The sequence below is a fragment of the Streptomyces sp. NPDC047869 genome (assembly GCF_040704065.1).
Classification (GTDB): Bacteria; Actinomycetota; Actinomycetes; order Streptomycetales; family Streptomycetaceae; genus Streptomyces.
Genome location: NZ_JBEYRK010000009.1, coordinates 101,501 through 120,631, shown reverse-complemented (window position 1 = coordinate 120,631; position 19,131 = coordinate 101,501). Strand labels below are relative to the sequence as shown.

The 19,131-nt window shown below is 74.5% G+C and carries 10 protein-coding genes; all 10 read right to left on the bottom strand.

Annotated elements, in window-relative coordinates; translation table 11 throughout:
• Positions 1-56: 56 nt before the first annotated feature.
• Positions 57-2,999, bottom strand: a complete 2,943-nt coding sequence (locus AB0924_RS14570; RefSeq protein ID WP_366911543.1) for a hypothetical protein — start codon at positions 2,997-2,999, stop codon at positions 57-59.
• Positions 2,996-6,775, bottom strand: a complete 3,780-nt coding sequence (locus AB0924_RS14565) for a tubulin-like doman-containing protein (RefSeq protein WP_358935269.1) — start codon at positions 6,773-6,775, stop codon at positions 2,996-2,998. Before AB0924_RS14565 ends, AB0924_RS14570 begins: the two co-directional genes overlap by 4 nt.
• Before the next feature lie 146 nt (positions 6,776-6,921).
• A complete protein-coding gene (locus tag AB0924_RS14560) occupies positions 6,922-9,204 on the bottom strand; it encodes a VWA domain-containing protein (RefSeq protein WP_366911542.1) in 2,283 nt (760 codons plus the stop codon).
• Between the two features lie 103 nt (positions 9,205-9,307).
• Positions 9,308-9,862 carry a Pycsar system effector family protein gene (locus AB0924_RS14555; RefSeq protein WP_366911541.1) on the bottom strand — a complete coding sequence of 185 codons (555 nt, stop codon included), beginning with the start codon at positions 9,860-9,862 and terminating at the stop codon, positions 9,308-9,310.
• Entirely contained in the window at positions 9,859-11,478 is a 1,620-nt protein-coding gene (locus tag AB0924_RS14550; RefSeq protein ID WP_366911540.1) for a hypothetical protein, read from the bottom strand. The genes AB0924_RS14555 and AB0924_RS14550 overlap by 4 nt, the downstream gene beginning before the upstream one ends.
• A complete protein-coding gene (locus tag AB0924_RS14545) occupies positions 11,471-14,029 on the bottom strand; it encodes a hypothetical protein (RefSeq protein WP_366911539.1) in 2,559 nt (852 codons plus the stop codon). Before AB0924_RS14545 ends, AB0924_RS14550 begins: the two co-directional genes overlap by 8 nt.
• 5 nt (positions 14,030-14,034) lie before the next feature.
• The gene (locus AB0924_RS14540) at positions 14,035-14,862 is read right to left on the bottom strand and encodes a hypothetical protein (protein WP_366911538.1); all 828 of its coding nucleotides are present in this window, start codon (positions 14,860-14,862) and stop codon (positions 14,035-14,037) included.
• 108 nt (positions 14,863-14,970) lie between these two features.
• A complete protein-coding gene (locus tag AB0924_RS14535; RefSeq protein ID WP_358935291.1) occupies positions 14,971-15,693 on the bottom strand; it encodes a Crp/Fnr family transcriptional regulator in 723 nt (240 codons plus the stop codon).
• A gap of 329 nt (positions 15,694-16,022) precedes the next feature.
• Positions 16,023-17,528: a cellulose-binding domain-containing protein gene (locus AB0924_RS14530; protein ID WP_366911537.1), complete on the bottom strand. Its 1,506-nt coding sequence runs from the start codon at positions 17,526-17,528 to the stop codon at positions 16,023-16,025.
• Between the two features lie 235 nt (positions 17,529-17,763).
• The gene (locus tag AB0924_RS14525; RefSeq protein ID WP_358935255.1) at positions 17,764-19,083 is read right to left on the bottom strand and encodes a radical SAM protein; all 1,320 of its coding nucleotides are present in this window, start codon (positions 19,081-19,083) and stop codon (positions 17,764-17,766) included.
• Between the last annotated feature and the right edge of the window lie 48 nt (positions 19,084-19,131).

Below are 19,131 nucleotides of genomic sequence, written 5' to 3'. Positions count from 1 at the left end.
CGCGTGCGCCGGGCCGTACCCGTGCACGGGCATGCGGCCGGGGTGCGGGGTGCGGGTCACCAGCGGTCGCCGTCCCCTCGGTCGTCCGGATCGGGACGGTCGTAGGGGGGCGCCTGTTCGTACGGGGTCGCCTGCTCGTAGTCGCTCGCCTGTTCGTACGCCGAGGGCGGCGGGTCGTACGCGTAGGAGTCCGTCCCGTAGGAGTCCGTCCCGTACGCATCCCTCCCGTACCCATCCGTCCGGTCGTAGGAGTCCTGCCGGTAGTGGCCCGTACGGTCGTAGTCCGTCCGGTCGTAGTGCGTCCGGTCGTAGGCGTCCTGCCGGCCGGAGGGGCGCGGGCGGTCGTACGGGTTCCCCGGCTCGTCCGGGGTCCTGCGGCCGTACGGGTCCGTGCCGTCGCCGGGGCCGGTTCCGTAGCGGGGCCGGACGGTGTCCACCACGCCCATCCGCAGCGGGGTGAGCCGCACCAGGCCGGCGTACCGTCCCGAGGAGGTCCACAGGACGTCCTCCGGCTGGACCGAACCGCTCGACCGCCACGCCTTCTCCACCTCGTCGCGGACGGCCAGCGGCGCGAACCTGAGCCACACGGCGGCCGCCGGGTCGCGGCTGAGCAGTGTGCCCTGTTCGGGCGAGGACAGTTGCACCACGGACTGCCGGTCGGTCTCCGCGCCGACCAGTTCGGCCGGCCGGTGCGGGTCGGTGCCGAGCAGGTTCGCCGAGGTCGCGCGGACCCGGCGGGCGGCGGCGAACGGCGGTGCGGCCAGCACCCCGTTGTGCTGGAGGTGGCGGCGGGCCGTCGACAGCACCTCGCGGACCCGCTCCTCGGTGCGCCGCACGGCGAGGGCGCCGGCCTGGCCGCGTTCGACGGCACCCCAGTACGGCTTCATCGCCTCCAGGGCGGCGTCCGTCAGATCGGCGGCCAGGGTGGCGACCAGCTCGGGTCCGCCCTCGCCGCTGTCCCGCTCCAGCCAGCGCGGAACCCCCTTGGCGCGTTCCCCCCGGGACGCGCCGGGGGTCCTCCCCCGGCTCTCCCGCGGCCCGTTGCCGTGCCCTTCGTCGCCGGCGGGCTCCTCCCACGCGGGCCCGTCCTGCCAGGCCGGGCCGTCCTGCCAGGCGTACACGCCGGCCCAGTCGTCCTCCGCGTCGTCGGGACCGGCGTCGTCCGTCTCCAGGGCGGAGGGGCCGGTGAGCCAGTCGTCCTCGGCGGGCGGGCCGGTGTCCGGTGCGGCGAAGGCGCCGGGCGCCTCGAACCGCTCGGCCTCGGGCGCCGCCTCGGCCTCGGCGGCCGCGGCCGTCGCACGCAGCATGCCGGCGACGGACCGGGCGGCGTCGGCGCAGTACAGGCGCTCCTCGACGGCCCAGTGCTCGCCGACCGCCTCGGCCAGCAGGGCGTCGAGCCGGTCCAGGGTGTGCCGCAGCGCGTCCGTCGTACGGCCCGGCGCCCAGGCGGCGGCCGCCGCGTGCCACAGCCGGCGGACCGTCTCCACGGCGACGCCGAGCCCGGCCACCAGGGCGGCGCCGCCGAGCAGCGGCGGGGGCCCGGCCGCGTACGCCACGGCCACCCCGGCCCCGGCGCCCGCGAACGCGGCGACGCGGGGGGCGACGGCCCAGCGGCCGGGGCGTCCGGCACCGCGCAGCCGGGCCTTCCCGAGCTCCGCCATACCGACGAACAGCAGGGGGACGAGGAGCGCCAGCGGGAGGAACGGCCCCCGCCACAGCGCGCCGAGCACCCCGGCGACGGCCGCGAGCGCAGTGGCGACCAGGATGCCGGGCACCGCGGCGTCGTCCGCCGTACCGGAGCGCCGGTCCCCGGCACCGGTGCCGTCGGCGGCCGTGCGCGCGTCACCGCGAGCACCGGGGAGGGCGGCCAGCTTGGGCAGCAGCGCCGAACCCGGTACCGGCTCCGCCCGCCCGGCCAGTCCCGTGAAGCGCTGGGCCACCGACCGCATGGGCAGCGCCTGGCCTAGCAGTTTTCCGGCGAACTCCCGCAGGCCCTCGCCGATCCGCTCCCCGATGCCCTCGGCGGACGGCACCCGCAGACCGAGGGCCGTGAGCCGGGCCGCCGACTCGGCGGGGGACGCGGTCGCGCCGCCACCGCGCAGGGCGGTGCCGACGATGTCCCGGTACTCGTCCAGCGCCTGGCGGGCCTGGTCGACGTCCGCCTCGAACGCGTCCCGGCGGCCGGGCCGCAGCAGCCCAGGCAGGCTCCCCAGCCCGGCCAGCGACTCCTCGGCGTGGTCGAGGGCCTCCGCGCAGGCGCGGTAGGCGTCGTCGGCCACCCCGCCGGGCTCCCGGTGCCGCTGGTCCCGGCCGCCGCGGGCCGCCACCAGCCGGCGCAGCGGCTCCGGCAGATCGGCTCCGGAGGAGGCGGTCAGCAGGACGTCCGGCGCGAGTTCGGTGTCCTCACCCGCGAACCGGGTGAGCGCGTCACGCCAGGCCCGGTCGCGCACCTCCGGCGGCAGGTCCTGCTCCAGCAGCCGCACCCCGGGCGCGGCGACGGCCTCGGGCAGCGACCCGATCGCCGCCAGCACCCCCCGGTACAGGTCGGGCACCGACAGCACGTCGACCAGGACCGCCAGGGCGTCCGGGTCGTCGGCGGCGGGCTGCTCGAGCGCGGTGTGCGCCGAGCGCAGATCACCGGCCCACAGCAGCCCGGTGCCCGAGGTGCGCAGCACGGCGGGCCGCACCAGCCTGCGGTCGGGCTGGAACGCCTCGTCCTCGCCGGCGTACGAGCCCGGCGCGCTGCCGACCAGCAGCACCAGCAGCCTGACCTCGCCCACCGCCCGGTAGCCGGTGAGCAGTTCGTACTGGAGCTGGTGGTCGGTCAGCCCGGCCGGGGTGTCGACCACCAGGAAGAGCGGGTCGTCGGGTTCCGGCAGCCCGGCCCGGCCCAGTTGCCGGGCCACCCGGGTGCGCAGGGCCTGAGCGCTGTCCAGCTCCGCCGCTCCCGCGCGCAGGTCCAGGTGAACGACGGCCGCGAAGTCCTGAGTACGGCTCACTGCGCGTCACCGTCCCAGGGGTTGCGGCGGGACCGGTCGCGTTCGTCGCCTCCGCCGTACGTTCCCGGACCCGCGGAGTCGTCCCACGGCACCGTGGGCACGTCCTCGCGGCGAGGTCGTTCCTCCGCACCGCTCCCGGTGGCGGAACGGCCGTCCCGGCGGCCCTCCCGTTCGCCCCAGGGCTCGCGGCTCTCGTCGTCGTCCGTGCCGCGCCGGCCGCCGCGGTCCTCGCCGTACGCCCGCTCGTAGCCGCGCCGACGGGCGCCCTCCGGGTCGCCCCGGCCCTCGTCGTCGTCCTTGCGGAACCGGGCGCCGCGGTCCTCCGCGTGCCGCGGCTCCTCACCGTACGACCGATCGTCGCCGTACGACCGGTCGCCACCGTACGGGCGGTCCTCCGCGTACGGGCGGTCCTCGGTGTACGGGCGGTCCTCGGTGTACGGCCGTTCCTCCCCGAACGGCCGGTCGTAGCCGCGCGGGCGGGCGGCGTCGCCGCCGTCCCGGTCCTCGCGGTCGGCGGCTCCCCGGTGGGTGTCGTAGGAGGAGACGGGGGCGGTGCCCCAGTCGTCGTCCCCGGCCGCCGCTCGCCGGGGCCGGGGAACGTCGTCGCGACCCCGGGGCCGCCCCGGTGCGCCGCCGCGCACGTGTTCCAGCAGGGTGCGCAGGGTCGGCTGGACGGCGCGCTGGTCGCCGAACTCCTTGTCCAGCGCGGCCGGCAGGGTCTCCGCCCAGAACTCCCACAGCGGCCGCACCCAGCCCTCGACCCGCTCGCCGCCGCGCTCCCGGCGGTCGGCCAGGAGCTCGAGCTGGCGCGGGGCGATCTTCTCGACCAGGTCGACGAAGAGCGGGTGCGGTTCGCTGCCGGTCCGGGCCAGCCCCAGCGGCTGTGCGCCCATCAGCTCACGGCAGTAGTCCTCCACGGTCCGCTCGTCGTCGAGGACCGTCCAGCGCTCGTACGACCGCAGCAGCTCCGCCCAGCTCGACACCCCGCCGGGGAAGTCGCCCAGGCGCAGCCGGACGCCGGGCACGTTCGGGCCCGCCTCGGGGAACAGCCGCAGCCTGACGCGTTCCGGGGAGGCCGGGTCGCCGTCCACCACGTCCACCTGGCCGTTCCACACGCAGCACAGCAGCCGGTGCAGGATGGTGCGCCGGTCCTCCTCGCTGCTGACCATCCAGCTGTCGCGGTGGCCCAGGCGCTGCCGCCAGCGCAGTACGTCCTGGGCCTGCTCGGACTCCTTCGCCCTGGCCCACTGGCGCAGCACCTTGCGGGCCTCGGGCACCTGGGTGAGGCTCATCTCGCTACGGAAGAGGACCACGGTGATCGAGTCGCTCTCCACCGCCCGGTACTCCACGGAGTTCTTGGCGTCCGAGGGCAGCCGCAGCGTCTTGCCCAGGTACTCCTGCACCTCCTCCGCGGCCTGCACCCTCGGGTGGGTGACCAGGACCCGCAGCGGTCCGGTGCCCTCCGGGGTGAAGCCGACGGGCAGCAGCCCGGCGAGCTTGCGTCCGAACAGGTCGAGCGCCTCCTTGCTGACCTGGTCGGTGGCCTCCTGGTCGCCCGCCGCGGCGGACAGCAGGGTCCCCATGGCCGGCAGCAGCGGCCGCTCCTCCAGATGGGTGCCGCTCTCGGCGAACAACCGGGTGATGCGGGCCTCGAGCTGTCCCTTGACCTGGGCGACGGCGCCGTCCGGGTCACGGCGGCTGCGGGTGTGGACGCGGCGCCAGGTGTCCCCGTCGACCAGCTTGAGCAGCAGCGCCGCCTCGTAGTCGGTCTCCCGCAGGCCCTCACGCCGGATCAGCCGGGCGACCACGTCCTCGTAGAAGTGGTTGAGGGTGCGCTGCGGCGGCAGCAGGTAGGAGATGCCGGTGCGGTCCTCGTACAGCTCGTGGCCCTTCTGCGCGGAGGCCTTGCGCTCCTGGTCGCCGTGGCTGCGGAAGGCCCGCACCAGGCGGTCCAGGTCGGCTCCGGCCGCGTCCGCGTGGGGCTGCCAGACCTGCTGCTGATCGCGCCAGGCCTCGTGCCAGATCAGCCGGCAGCGCCACTCGTACCAGGCGTCCTGCTCCCGGATGGCGGCCTGGACGGCCTCGTCGCCCCAGCGGGCCGGCGCCATGCCGGCCAGCTGTCCCTTGATCCGGGGGATCTTGGGCGGCTGTTCGGTGACCCCCGCCGGGCGCTGCGGGGCGCGGGCGCGGCTGTCCAGCATGCCGAGGAAGCCGAGCCGGACGATCCCGTGATCACTGTCGGATATGCCGCGCACGACGCGTTCGGCGAGGAAGGGGTCGGCGCTCTGCAGCAGCTTGTCGATGGCGGGGCGCGGGGCGAACCGGTCGGCCATGACGGCGGCCTGGTGCTCGGCGTCCACGCGCAGGGCGGACAGCTGGCGCTGCATGTCGCCGATGCGCTCACCCAGCGCCTGCTCGACGTTCTTGCCGCCGCGCGGCAGCGGTTCGGGCTCGGGCACCGGCAACTGCCGCCGTTCCCACAGCTCTTCCAGGTGGGAGTCGGCGAAGAGCTGGCGGATCATCAGCACCCCGTTGTCGCCGCGCAGGGCGGCCCGCGGCCGTTCCACCAGCTCGGTGACCGCCTCCCGCAGCATCCGTCCGGCCACCAGGTCGGCGAGCTGGTCCATGGGTGCGGTCATGGAGGCGACCAGGCTGGTGGAGACGCCCTGCCGGCCGATGCCGGTCGGCGACAGCGAACTGCGGGCGACACCACGGTTGATGAAGCTCGCGGAGAAGGTCTGGTAGTCGTCGTCGGCGGCCGTCTTGCGGCCCCGGGAGCGGCCGTCGCCCAGCTCGGTGCCGATCAGCGACATCACCAGGGAGACGATGGAGCGGCGCAGGTCGTCGGCGCGGATGCCGGCGGTCGGGCTGAACAGGAAGGCCGTGGGCAGGATTCCGGTGCGCAGCCGGACGGGGGTGGTGCCCGGGTAGCGGATGGCGAAGCCGGCGTCGTGGTCGAGGTCGCCGATCTCGGCGCCCTCGGTGGGCGCGTTCTGCCGGTCCACCAGCCGGAACAGGTCCACCAGGGCCCTGGCCGCGTTGAGTTCCGCCTCGCGTCCGCCGCCGGTGGCGGAGGAGAACGACGACGGCATGACCACCAGCGGGTAGATCTTGACGCCCTCGAACCGCCGTACCTGGAAGGCGTAGTTGATGAGGTGCAGGTAGTCCAGGAAGATACCGGCTCCGGTGCCGCCGGCCACCGAGAAGGCGACGAACACGTCGCAGCCGCTGACCCTGCCGCCGCCCAGCTCGCTGAGTTCGCCCGCCGACTTGGCGATGGCGTCGATCGCCTGCAGCAGCGGCTCGAGGACCGGTGCGAGACCGTGCCGGAGGGTCGCGAACAGGGCGGCGCGGCCGACGGTGGGGAGCTGGCCCGCGCCGTTGTGCAGCGGGGTGACCTCGGGCTCGCCGATGACCGGCGGGAGCCAGCCGGCCACCTCCTCGCGCATGCTGGCCCGGAGCATCTTGGTGACCTCCGGTGAACTGTCGAAGTTCGGCAGCAGGTGGTGGGTGGCCCGGGACGTGCGGGCGTAGGCGGCGCGCAGCGAGGGGTCCACGTTGAACTGCGGCAGCCGCTGCAGGTCGGTCTCGCTGTAGTCGGCGTAGACGAACTGGAGGCAGTCCGGGAGCTGGTAGGGGGCCTGGCCGCTCTGCCGGGTCAGTGCCATGCCGTCCGGCCCGCACAGGTCGGTGCGCAGTCTGCGTTCGAGTTCGGCGCCGACCAGTCCCCCGGTGCCGCCCAGGCCGACGAAGAGCATCGGCTGGAAGATCTTCATGGTTTCCTCCCCGCTCGCGGCCGGGGCGGCCGCGGGTTCGTGCTGGGACCTTCTGCGTGGTGCGTGCGGCTCGATGGCCGCGGTGCGATGCGGTGCGGTGTGCCGGGCGGGCGGGGAGCGATCGGGCTCCCCGCCCGCCCCCGGCGTCATTCGTAGGAGCTGTAGGCGCCGGGGGTGCTGCTCTCGGCGGTGCCGGGACCGGGGGTGCCGGGCTCGGGGCGGGGACGGGGCGGCTGCCCGCGGCGCTTCTGCTTCGGGGGACGTCTGTCCTCGCCGAGGGCCAGTTGCAGCGTCTCGGTCAGCGGGACCGGGCCGCGGACGGGCACCAGGCTCCGGCCGCCGCCCTTCTTGCGCAGCACCGCTCCGCCGCCCTTGGGGTTGCGCTGGACGGCGTACGGGCCGTGGGGGCGTCGTTCGATGCGGGGGCTGCGGTGGGGTTCGGCGACGGTGAACTCGTACCACTGCTTCTGGCCGTGCCCGGCCTGGTGCTCGGAGAGGACGCTGCCGTCCTCCGCGACGAGCTGCAGCGTCAGGCCGTACGGGTCCTTGGCGCGCCGGCGCTGGCGCACCCAGGCCACGGCGACCAGGGCGAGCACCACCAGCAGGGCGGCGGCGCCCAGGATCACCCACTTGTACTTGTCCCAGAAGCCGGGTTCGGGCGTCACCCGCACCGAGAGCGGGGAGCGTACGAGGGTCCGGTCGTGGTCGGTGGTGTCGGCGACGGTGACGGTGCCGGCGAGTTTCAGCCCGTCGTCGCCGAGGCGGTCGCCGAAGACGCCGGCGGGGGCGACCTCGACGGTCACCTTTCGGGTGCCGGACTCGCCGGGCGCGAGCGTGATCCGCGCGGGGCTGACGGAGAGCAGTCCGGGCTGGAGGTCGGCCACGGCGAGCCGCAGGGTGTGCGCGGTGCCGCTGGTGTTGTGCACGGCCAGGGTGCCGCTGATCCGGGCGCCCGGGTGGACGTCGGCGGCGGGCAGGTCGAGCGAGGTGGTGACGGGCAGCTGGCCGGGGGCGACCTCGCCGGTCTCGCTGCGGGTGTCGGCGCTGAGCCCGGCGGCGGTCAGCGTGGCACTCACCTTCAGCGCTCCGTCGGCGTCCTTCGGGACGCGCACGGAACCGGTGAACGAGCCGTCGCTCGCCGTGGGGTCGGCGGCCTTGCCGTCGTCGGTGAGGTCCAGCTTCAGCGGGGTGAATCCGTCGCCGGTGAGCGCGCTGCGCACCCGCAGCCCGTCGTAGTCGCGGGGGTCCTTGATCTGGTAGCCCTCGCGGGTCTGCAGCCGCATGGTCACCTTGACCTCGTCCCCGGCCTGCGGGGAGGGCGGGTCCATGGTGATGGCGCCGCGCAGCTCGCCCTGCCACAGCACGCTGACGGAGACGGGCAGCGAGCGGTGTCCCTCGGGTGCCTCGGCCTTCACCTTCCAGGGTCCGGGCAGCGGGTCGACGATCTTCAGCGCCTCCACCACACCGTTGCCACCGGCCAGCTCGAAGGACGACTTGCGGTACTTGCCGTGCGTGGGCACCTTGTTGCCCTTGGGGTCGTAGTACGTGATCTCGACCGCGGGGTCGCCCTTGTCGACCACGATGCTGCCCACGGTCGCCAGCGGGGAGATGGCGATCTCCTGGGTGGACGGCGGCCGTTTCGGGTCGGGTCCGCGCTCGTGCCGCAGGCAGTGGGCGGCGGCGAAGATGTCCTCGAGCGTGCTGCCGAGGGCCTCCGGCTCGACCTTCTTCGGTTCGGGGGTCGCGGACGGCAGGTCGACGCAGCCCTTCTGGTATCCGCCGGCCGCCATCCGCTTCAGTTCGTCCATGCGCGGCTGGTCCCCGAAGCCGAGCGGCCACACCTGCACGTGCTCGTCCCTGGCCTCCTTCAACGCCAGACCGAGCTGCCGGTCGCCCTCGTCGTCGCGGTGCGCGGGGTCGCCGTACTTGGGGCTGTCGCCGACGTCCATGTAGCCGTCGGTGAGCAGGAACAGCACACGGGGCTGGGACGGGTCGGTGCCGTCGGTGAGGTCGTGCACGCCCTGGCGTATCGCGCTCGGGAAGTCGGTGCCGGTGCCCTGGCGTTTCGTCCGGCTGCGCAGCTTGGTGACGCAGCTTCCGATGGTGTCGCGGCCCGCCGCGTCCAGCGCGGTCCGCGGGCACACCGGGTCCACCGCGCGCTGGCCGTCGGACTCGGCGGCGGCGAAGCCGAAGACGGTGACGTGGGACTGGGAGGAGACGTCGCCGAGCGCGATCCGGGCGGCGGCGGCCTTCTCGGCCTTCATGTCCGCGGCGGCGAGGCTCGCGGACTCGTCGACGGCCACGGCGTAGTTGACCGCCGGGAACGCCGGCGTCGTCTCCGCCACCGGCACCGGGCCGTGACCCGGTGGTGCCAGGAGGGCGCCGGACAACGCGGCCCCCGCCAGCACCGCGACCGCGGCGCGGCGCATCCCGCCCCATCGCCCTTGCCGTCTTCCCGTGACTGTTTCCACGGCGGTCCCCTGTTTCCTCGTTCGTTTGTGCATGTGGAGTGCTCGGTGCGGGCGGACCCGCTCAGCGCGGGGTCAGGCCCCAGGCCAGGGCCAGCGCCGCCGAGAGGGCGAGCGAGCCCATGCCCCAGCGGATGGCCCGGTACTTGGCGGACAGGATCGAGCTGACGTCGACGGCCTGGACGAGCAGCCACCCGGCGGGGTCGCGCCCGGCCTCGGCCACCCGGGCGTACAGCCCCGTGAGGTCGCGGGCGGCCACCAGGTCACCGAAGTACGTGACCCCGTCCCGGCCGCGGCGCGTGCCGGTGCGCGGCATCACCGCGCCGACCAGCGCGATCACCGCGCCGGCCCAGAACACCCCGGCGAGGACCAGCGGCACGTCGGCGGGTCCGCGCCAGCCCGGTGGGCCGTGCCGTCCCAGCAGGAAGGCGGGCAGCGCGAGCGTCCCGGACAGCAGTACGGCGGCCTTCGAGTCGGCTCGTCCGAGGTCCTCGCGGATGGTGTCGAGCAGTCGTTCGGCGATGCGCTCCCCCGCCCCGCCGTGGCTGTGCCGACCCCCGTCCGGTACGTGCACGGTCGGGGCGGGGGAGGTCCTGGCGGCCTCGTCCTCGGCGGTCATCCGTCCTCTTCCGCCCAGGACCAGCCGTCGTCGCGCGGGCGTCTGCGGCCGCGCGGCGGCTCCCGGTCGTAGTCGTCGGCCGGGTAGTCGTCGGCGTGCTCCGGCCGGTAGGTCCGGCCCCGGGCGGGCTCGCGGTCGTAGTCGTCCGCTTGATAGGGCTCGGGCCGGTAGGTCCGGCCCCTGGACGGCTCGCGGTGGTGGTCGTCCGCCGGTTCCGGCTCGGGCCGGTACGTCCGGCCGCGCCGCGGCGGCGGCTCGTAGTCGTCCTCGGGACCGGGTTCCGGACGGTACGTCCGGCCCCGCGAGGGCTCGCGTTCGAAGTCGTCGGCCGGGTAGGGCCCGGAGCGCCGGGCGTTGCCCCGGTCCGGCTCCCGGTCGTAGTCGTCCGCCGGGTCGAGTTCCGGACGGGACGTCCGGCCGCGCGGCGGCTGCCGGTCGTAGTCGTCCGCCGGGTCGAGCGGCCGGTACGTCCGGGCCCGCGGCGGCTCCCGGTCGTAGTCGTCCGCCGGGTAGGCCTCGGGTCCGCGGCGGGGGCGGGAGGGCGGTTCGTCGGCGACGGTGCCGTCGTCCAGGTGGGCCTCGGCGCGGTGCACCTCCCGGGTGGACTCGGTGCGGTAGGTCTCCGTCCGATAGGTCTGCGCGCGGTGCGACTCGGCCCGGTGGGAGCGCCGCCGGGGCGGTTCGTCCGACACCCAGTCAGGGGTGTACGGCTCCTCGGCGGCGGGTTCCAGTTGGCGCGGCTCCCTGCGGGCCGGTACCGCGCCGATGGGCCCCTGGAGCGGGCGGCGCTGGTCCTGGTTGAGCAGGTTGAGGACCTGAGTCTCCACGTCAGCGGCGTGCAGCTCGCCCCTGAGCGCCATGGTGTACAGCCGGTCGACCCGCTCCCGCTCGTCCTGCCGGCCCTCCTGGCGGATCTTTTCCAGGAAGTCCTTGGCGCCCTCGGGGTCGGCGGCCAGCATGAAGCTGAGCTGCTCCAGCTCGCCGCCCTGCAGCATGCGCCGGAACGAGTCCTGGCGGACCCGGGTGACCTCGGCGTCGGCCTGCGCCCCGCGCCGCTGCTTGGCGTACTCGATGGCCTCGTCGTTCACCCCGAGGCGGACGTACAGCCTTACCCGCAGGCCGAGTTCACTGCCCAGGTCGCTCCAGCGGCCGCCGACGCACTCCCTGGTGATGACGCGGTTGGCCTGTTCGGCGTCGGTCACCCGGTAGGTCAGGGTGATCTCGCGCAGCCGTTCCAGCACCGGGGAGGTGAGCCGGGCGGCGACATCGGTCACGACCTGGACGGCGGCCAGATGGGGGTCGGTCACCTCCCACTCGATGTCCACCTCGGCCTTGAAGAAGCTGGTGCCGCCGGCGGCCGGCAGTTCGAGCTGGAGCGGCGAGACGTACGTGCCCTGGGCGATCTCGCAGACGTTGTACGGCCGGGCCAGCGTCCGCTTGTCCACGTGCCGCACCCCGGAGACGGTGACCACGCTGTGGCCGCCGTTGCGGTAGAACAGCACCGAGGCCTTCTGCGCGCTCGCCGCCGGGAAGGTGCCGAGCGGGGCGTACTCCCGCAGGAACGGTCCCGCGGGCACCGGCCCCCCGGCCGCCGTCTCGTCCTCGTCGTCAGCCATTCCTGTCCTCCTCGCGGGTCCTCTCCCGGCGCGTGCGCTCCCGGCGGTCCGGCCGCCGTGGCGTGACGGCGAGCCACCACAGGTCGCGCGCCCGCGCGTCGAGGAGGGGGTTCTCGGGGTCGTTCATCATGTGGCGCAGCAGCCAGTCCAGCCGCCGCTGGTCGTGGTCCTCGGTGGCCAGCGCGGGCAGCAGTGCCGCGAGCCCCGGCCGGGTCCACTCGGTGCCGTCCTTGCGGACGGCGGACCGCAGCAGACGTTCCAGCGCGTCCATCGCCACGTCCCTGGCCCGGGCGGTGTTGAGGGCCGTCCACATCAGGTCGGCCATGGGGCCGACGAGTTCGGGGCGGGTGGCGGCCAGGGCGAGCGGCAGCGGCCAGTCGCCCCGGTCGGCCAGGGGTGCGCCGGGGTCGTCCGTCAGCACCTCGTCCACCGTGGTCAGCGACAGCCGTACGGTGGTCACGAGGCCCAGGTCCTGGTACGCCTCGCGTTTGTGGTGGGTCCACTCGGCGATCCGCGTCAGCACCTGGTCCGCGTCCGGCAGCGCCAGCAGCCGTACGACGTTGAAGGAGGCGACCGCGAGCTGGTCCCCGTCCTCGCGGACCCCGATCCTGGCGAGGGTGTCCAGCGTGTCGTCCGTGGTGGCCGCCGCGTTGCCGTAGCCGAGCGCCATCGCCGCCGTCCAGCGCAGCGCGTTGGTGCCGTTGCGGCTCCAGTCGCCGACCAGCCGGTGCACCGTCCCGCGGTGGGTGCCGTGGCCGGCGGCCTGGTCCAGGGTGGTGGCCGCGAAGATCCTGCGGCGGGGCGTGGCCGCCTCGGCGAGCGGCCGCACCAGCTCGGTGTAGCCGTAGTCGAAGTCCCGTACGCACAGCTCGCCCGCGGCCACCGCGGCGCGCATCCACACCTGGGAGCGCGGATCGTCCGCGAGCAGCCTGAGCCAGCGCACCACCGGTGCCCGGACCGGGAAGTGCCGGTCCCACAGCTCGGTCAGGACCGCCGAGGGCAGGGCGGTGCCCCGGTACCAGATCAGCCGGGCCGGGACCTCGCCGCCGGCCACCTCGACCCGGCCGTCGGTCACCTCGGCGCGCGAGAGCGCCAGGTCGGCCTCCGGGTCGTCGCAGAACAGCGGGCGGGCCGGGGTGTTGTCGGGGTCGCACTGGACGGACAGTTCCCAGGTCAGCAGGTGGGCCGCGGCGGCCACCGCGCTGTGCGAGGCGCCGCCGAGCACGGCGAGGGCGATCCGGAACGCCACCGGGTGGAACAGGTTCGCCGTGTCCGGGCGCCCCGCGCCGGTCCCGGTGCCGGCGGGCCGTGCCGTCAGTGCCCGGTCCACCCCGGCGAACCACTCCTGCACCTGGCTCGCGGCCAGGCTCCGGCAGCCGGCCAGCAGTTCCTCGTAGGAGATGTCGCCGAGCACATGGCCGGCCAGCAGGGACGCGAGGAGTTCGGCCTCCGCCGGGCGCAGGTCCGTCAGGCCGACGACGCCCTCGACCTCCTCACGGGCCCACAGTTCCTCGGCGCGGGCCAGCAGTTCGGCCGGGCCCGGGCCGTCGTCCGGGGCCGTGGCCGTGGCCGCGTGGCGCTCCAGCCGTTCCAGCAGCCGGGTGCGCAGCAGTTCACGGGTGGGCGCGGGCGGGCAGAGCATGCCGTACCGGCCGGCGAGCAGCGCGTTGGCGGCCGATCCGACGGTGACGACGATCACCGCGTAGGCCTCGCGGCGCTCCAGGGCCGCGGCGAGTTCGTCGAGGTCCATCTCGGCGGGCGGCAGCGCGCCGGGCCGGGTCAGGGACAGCTCCAGCAGGTAGCCGGTACCGCTCGGTGTCTCCTCGCCGTCGCCGCTTGCGTGGTCCAGCGACTCGGCGAGCTGCCGTGCCCCGCCGTCCGGGTCGACCCGCCGCACCCGCGTTCCGGTGCCGGGTTCCGGCTCGGCGCCGTTGGCCGACGCGGTGGTGACCTCGTCGAGGAGGGAGAGCGCCGTACTGGTCCGCCCGGTGCCCGGAGCGGCGCCGAGGACGAGAAGCCGGCGGGCGCGCAGCGCGTTGCGCAGCCGTATGTAGCCCGCCGGCTCCACGTGGACGCGGCGCAGCCGGCGCAGTTCCTCCTCGGGCACGGGCCCGCTGCGCATGCCGGCGCCGGACCGGCGGGCGTCCAGGCTCAGGTTGATGTCGCCGATGATGGCGCTGCCGATGTACGACCGGTCGAAGCTGGTCAGGTCGCGGCCGACGTCGAACAGCGTCCGGGTGGCGCGTCGGGCCCGGGTGGCGGCGGCGAGGTCGGTGGGTCCGTCCTCGTTCTGCTCCGCGGCGAGGGGGTCGCGGGTGTACTCCTTGATCCGCCCGGCGGCGCGCTCCCGTTCGCGTTCGCGTTCCTGCTCCCGCTCGGCGGCCTCGTCCTCGGCGTCTTCGTCCTTGCCGGACCCGCCGTCGGCCTTGCCGTCGTCGTCGTGGGCCTGCTCGTCGCGGCCCTTCTTGTCCTCGGGTTCGGGCGAGCGGTCCCGGCCGGGCTTGTCGGGGGTGTCCTCGGCCGGGGCGTCCGGCTGCTGGTCGTCGCTCATCCGCCTCAGCCCTTGCGCCGCTCGTCGTCGCGTCCGGTGATCCGGCCGATGTGCACGGGCTGCTGGTAGACGTTGTCGTGGTGCTCGGACATGTCGCCGTGCACGGTGTACTGGTTGCCGGACGGGCGTTCCCGGTACGGGGCGGCCGCCGGCGGGACGGGGGCGCCGGTGTCCGGCGCCGGGCCGGCGGCGGGGCGCGGCGCCTCGGCGGCGGTTCCGGGCGGGGTGTCGGCGGGGATCTCCGGGGCGGGCAGGCCCGGCAGATGGCACCAGGCGGTGACCTCGCCCTCCTTGAGCCGCAGCCGGGCCCGGGAGTACTGCCCGGGCTCGATGAACTTGCCGCCGCCGCTGACGACGTCCTCGTACAGGGACTGGGAGGTGACCAGGACCAGGTCGGCCCCGTTGGCGTCGAGGAGGCGGCGGGCGACGGCGGAGTCGGCCAGCCGGCAGGCCAGGTCGACCGCGCGTCCGCTGATGCCCCGGTCGTCGTGGCGGACCGGGCCGACGTGCATGCCGATGCGCAGTCCCAGGGGCACGCGCAGACCTCGGTTCTCGTCCCGCAGTTTCTCGCGCACCTCGACCAGCCACAGGCCGAGCAGCCGGCTCACCGCGACGCGGCCGGTGACCGCCACGAGCACACCGTCCCCGCGGTCCTCCAGGTGGAGGGCGTCGCGGGGCACCGAGGCGTGGGTGAAGGCCGTCTCCAGCACCCGGTAGATCCGGGCGCGCATCCGCGGCTTGTCGACGTCGTCGTACTCCCCGGACCGTCTGGCGTCGACGCTGATCACCAACTCGTAGTGTTCCTCGGTGATTTCCGTCGCGTCGTGGTTCACCCGTGCCCCCTGCGGTGCTGTGCGCTCGTGGATGAGGTGGTCGTCCCAACAGCGTCGGGCCCGGGACGCGGGGCCGTCTGTAGCCGTTTACACACGGCGGGCGGTGCGTTACTCGTGATGGCCGTCCGCGAGAAGGGCGAGCAGGGCCGGATCGAGGATCTCGACCATCCGGTTGCCGGTGCGCACGATGCGCTGGGTGCGCAGCAGCCGCAGGGCCTTGGCCACGGCCTCCCGGGTGGCGCCGATGGTGGCGGCCAGCTCGTCCTGGGCCAGGTGGACGACGGAACCGGCGGGCGGGGGGCCGGACGGACGGCCCGCCGCGGCGGGGGTGTAGGGGCCGGCGGGTTCGGCCGCGGAGAGTTCGCTGAGCCGGCCGGCCAGGCGCTGCAGGACGGTGAGGGAGGCGAGCGCGGACCGTTCCTGGTCGGCGCTGCGCAGCCGGAAGGTGAGCTGGCGTATCACCAGTCCGCTGACGCGGGGGTGCAGGGCGAGGAAGCGCCGGAAGGCGTCCCCGGATATGACCTGGGCCTCTATCGGGCCGAGCGCGCGCACGGTGGCACTGCGCGGATGCGGGTCCAGCGCGGCCATCTCGCCGAGCAGTTCACCGGGTCCGCGCAGGCCGAGTATCAGCCGGGTGGCACCCCGGTCGGTGGAGACGGAGACGGTGGCCCAGCCGTCAAGAAGGATCAGCACATGGCTGGACCGGTCGCCCTCGGTCAGCAGGTGGGCGTCGGGCGGGAAGTGCTTCCGGTTGCCGAGGGCCATGACGCCCTCGCGCTCCTGTGCGGACAGAGACTGCGCGAACGCAAGGTCATTGCCGAGCAGCCCCATGGCCACGCCCCCCGCCGCAGTGCCGATGGCCGATTTTTCGATGGCGTTGATGGTGGCAGAACGCCGTTTTCGGGCGAGTGAATTGCGCCACATCGGGGGTACCGTCCGGTAATGACGGAACTGCCAGGTAGGTCGCCCGGGCAGCGCGTATCCAGGGCGCGGACCGGTCACCGGGCACGGCGGGGCGAGGCTCTTCCGGCCGTCGGCGTCGATCGACTACGGCGAGGTCAGACCCCCCTGGGGGTGACACCTCGCATAAATGCGCCAAGTGGGCGAGTGGAGGGATTTGGCGAGAACTCGGGTTTTCCGCGGGCGTGGCGCCACGGATTTCAGCCTGCCGCGCAGGTCTCCCCGTTGAGCGTGAACTCGTACGGTGTCCGGTTCCGGTCCCGCCAGGACGCGATGAAGCCGAAGGACAGCGAGGAGTGCGCGGCGACCGACCTGTTGTAGTCGGCGGCGGTGGCGGTGGCCCGGGAGCCGTCCTGGTGGGCGGTCGCGTCCCACATCTGGCCGACCTGCTGGCCGTCGCGGAAGCTCCAGGCGACCTGCCAGCCGGTGAGGGCCTCGGCGGTGGTGACGGTGACGGTGGCCTGGAAGCCGTCGGGCCACTGGTCGACCAGGTCGTAGGCGACCCGGCAGGTGGGGGCGGGCCCGCCGGAACGGGTGGGTCCCGCACCGGTGGTGCCGGAGGAGGTGCCCTGGGGTTCGGGTCCGGGGTTCCTGGTCTCGTGCCGGGTACGGGGAGCGGTCGCGGAGGGGGCGGCGGAGGCCGATTCCCGGTGGGCGGGGTGTCCGGACGCCGATTCCCCGGGTGACGGGGAGCCGCTCGTGACGGGGAACGTGCCGGGGTCGGCGACCGGCTGTCGGTCGTCGCGGGCCGCCGCCGTGTCCTCGCCGGAGCCGCCGAACGGCATCATCGACACCCCGAGCGCCAGCGCCGACAGCAGGACGGCCGCGGCGAGCAGGCCGCCGCGCAGCGCCCGGCCGCGGCCCGCGCGCTCCTCCGGGTCGCCGCCGGTGCCGGCCTCGTCCGGGCGGCCGGCGCCCAGCCGGACCTCGGCGGCGCGCCGCCTGCGCTCCAGGTAGGCGAGGCCGCCCCAGCCGACGACACCGCCGGCGATGGCGGCGGGCAGGCCGCCGCCGTGCAGGCGCAGACAGGCCGCGGCCTCCGCGCACGGCGCGCAGGTGGCGAGGTGCCGGGAGAGGTCGGCCGGTGTCTCGGCGCCGGCCGACCGGGTCACCGCGTCCAGCAGCCGGGCGTACGCGCGGCACTCCGCGTCCATCGGCGAGTCGAGGTGCGCGCGGTGGCAGCGGCCCCGGAACAGGCCTCGCACCTGGTCGAGTTCACCGTCCACCGTGGCCGGGTCCAGGCCGAGCCGGCGGGCCACGGCGGGCAGCGGCAGCGCCTCCACCTCGGCGAGCCACAGCAGCGCGGCGTCCGACTCCTGCATGTCCCTCAGACCCCGCAGCGCGACCGGCCGCCCCGGCGGCGGCCCGGCGAACCTGGCGGCCGCGCCGGAGTTGAGCCACAGCCGCAGGTCGGGATCCAGCTTGTGTCCCTGCCCGCCGGCCTCCCAGCCCGCGGCCGTGTTCCGTACCGCGGTGAGCAGTTCCGGGATCGCCGGCAGCCGGCCCGGTCGCCTGCCCGGGCCGCGCCCGGGGACGGTGCCGGCGGCCCGCAGCCCGCGCATGCCCGACGTGAACGCCTCGGTCGCCAGCTGATGAGCCGTCAGCGATCCGGAGGTGCACAGATCGGCATAACTGAGCACCGCGTCCCAGCACTCCGAGAACAGCTCCGCCTCGGTGGCGTCCTGGGGGGCCGGCAGGTCGGGCATGGCACTCCTGCATCCACGAGCGAGGTCAACTCACCGCACACATAGGGGAGTTGGCGGAACCCCGCAGCGAGCAGGAGCCTTTCACGCCGCCGACACAACTGACAAGCGCCATGTTCGAATCGGGTGATCACGGCGTCGCGCGCCGTGACCGGCCGCGGCCGGGCCCGCCACTCCCGTCTCCCATACGGACGCGGGCCCCGTTCCGCTCACCGTCCGGCTCGCTGATTCCCGGCGGTCAGACCTCCGCCGGCTCCTCGGCGGGCAGGCTGTCCATGAAGGAGCTGACGGAGAACACCGCGCGGCCCGGTCCGGGCTCGCCGTAGCCGGGCGGCGAGGAGAGACCGAAGTCGTCCATCGTGGCCCGGTAGGCCTCCAGCAGCCGGATGTGGTACTCCAGCGGCGCGCCCTGCGGGTTCGCCTTGCCGAGCGGGGTGGTGGGCTCCGGGCACCAGGTGGTGAAGCGGGGCGTGATGCCGTGCGACATGAAGAAGCGCAGGCCCTCGGTGGTGGACGCGATGGCCTCGTCGACGGAGGTGAAGCCGAACGGCTCGGCCATCTCCACGCCCGCGACGAAGTTCGGGATCACGTTGCGCGCGCCGAAGACGTCGGCCGAGTCCAGGATGCGGCGGTGCCACTCGTCCCGGCCGACGTAGCGCTCCTTGCCGGGGCAGTACAGCTCGAAGAGCCGGCGGTCCCACACCTCGAAGTTGGGGTGGTAGATCTGCACGCCGTAGTCCTTGAACCGCTGCACGTCCGCCTTGGGCAGCGCCTGCGCGACGACCTTGCCGATCCAGCGGCCCGGGAAGCGCTCCTCGATGGCCTTGGCGTAGTGGCCGTAGAAGTCGGCCTCGTCCCGCCCGGCGACCGTCTTGGTGATGGCGCCGCCGGTGAGGGTGTAGGCGGTGGACGCCTTCTGGGTGTCGTACCGGTCGATGATCTCGAGGGCCTCGAGTACCTCCTCGACGTCCTTCACCCCGGTGTAGGGCCGGCCGGCCGCCTTGTGCTGGCGCCAGTTGTGGTTGATGTCGCAGTACTGGCACTCCTCCTTGGCGCCGAAGTACTGGCAGACCCGGAAGACCGTCAGGTAGATCAGATAGCCCCACTGGATGGTGGGGGCGACCTCCATCACCGACTTCCCGTTGGACAGGGTGTGCCGGTAGTACTCGGGCATGGGCGGCACACCGACGTCGGCGATCCGGCTGCCGTCGAGGTACAGGCCGAGGAGCCCCTCCTCGTCGGCGGCGACCCGGTACGGCGAGGCCGGGTTCACCCGTACGGAGACGACGGTGCGCCGCAGGTCGTACGGGCCGCCCGTGAGGATGATCTCCTCCGGGGGCCGGCGCAGCGCGGCCTCGCCCAGCTCGGGAAGGGTGCCGTGGTCGAAGGAGAAGATGAAGTACGACTTCGGCTTGACCTCGCCGCTCTCGTTGTCGCTGAGCGCGGAGGCGTCGAAGGCGACTCCGCCCCGGAGCAGGTCCTCCTTGAAGACGGCCTCCCGCGGCACATGCGGAAAGCGCTCCATCAGATCCTCGACCAGCGCGGTGCGGCTGCCCATCCGTCATCTCCTCCCGGCTCGGACATTCGGATCTCACCGTATGCCCCC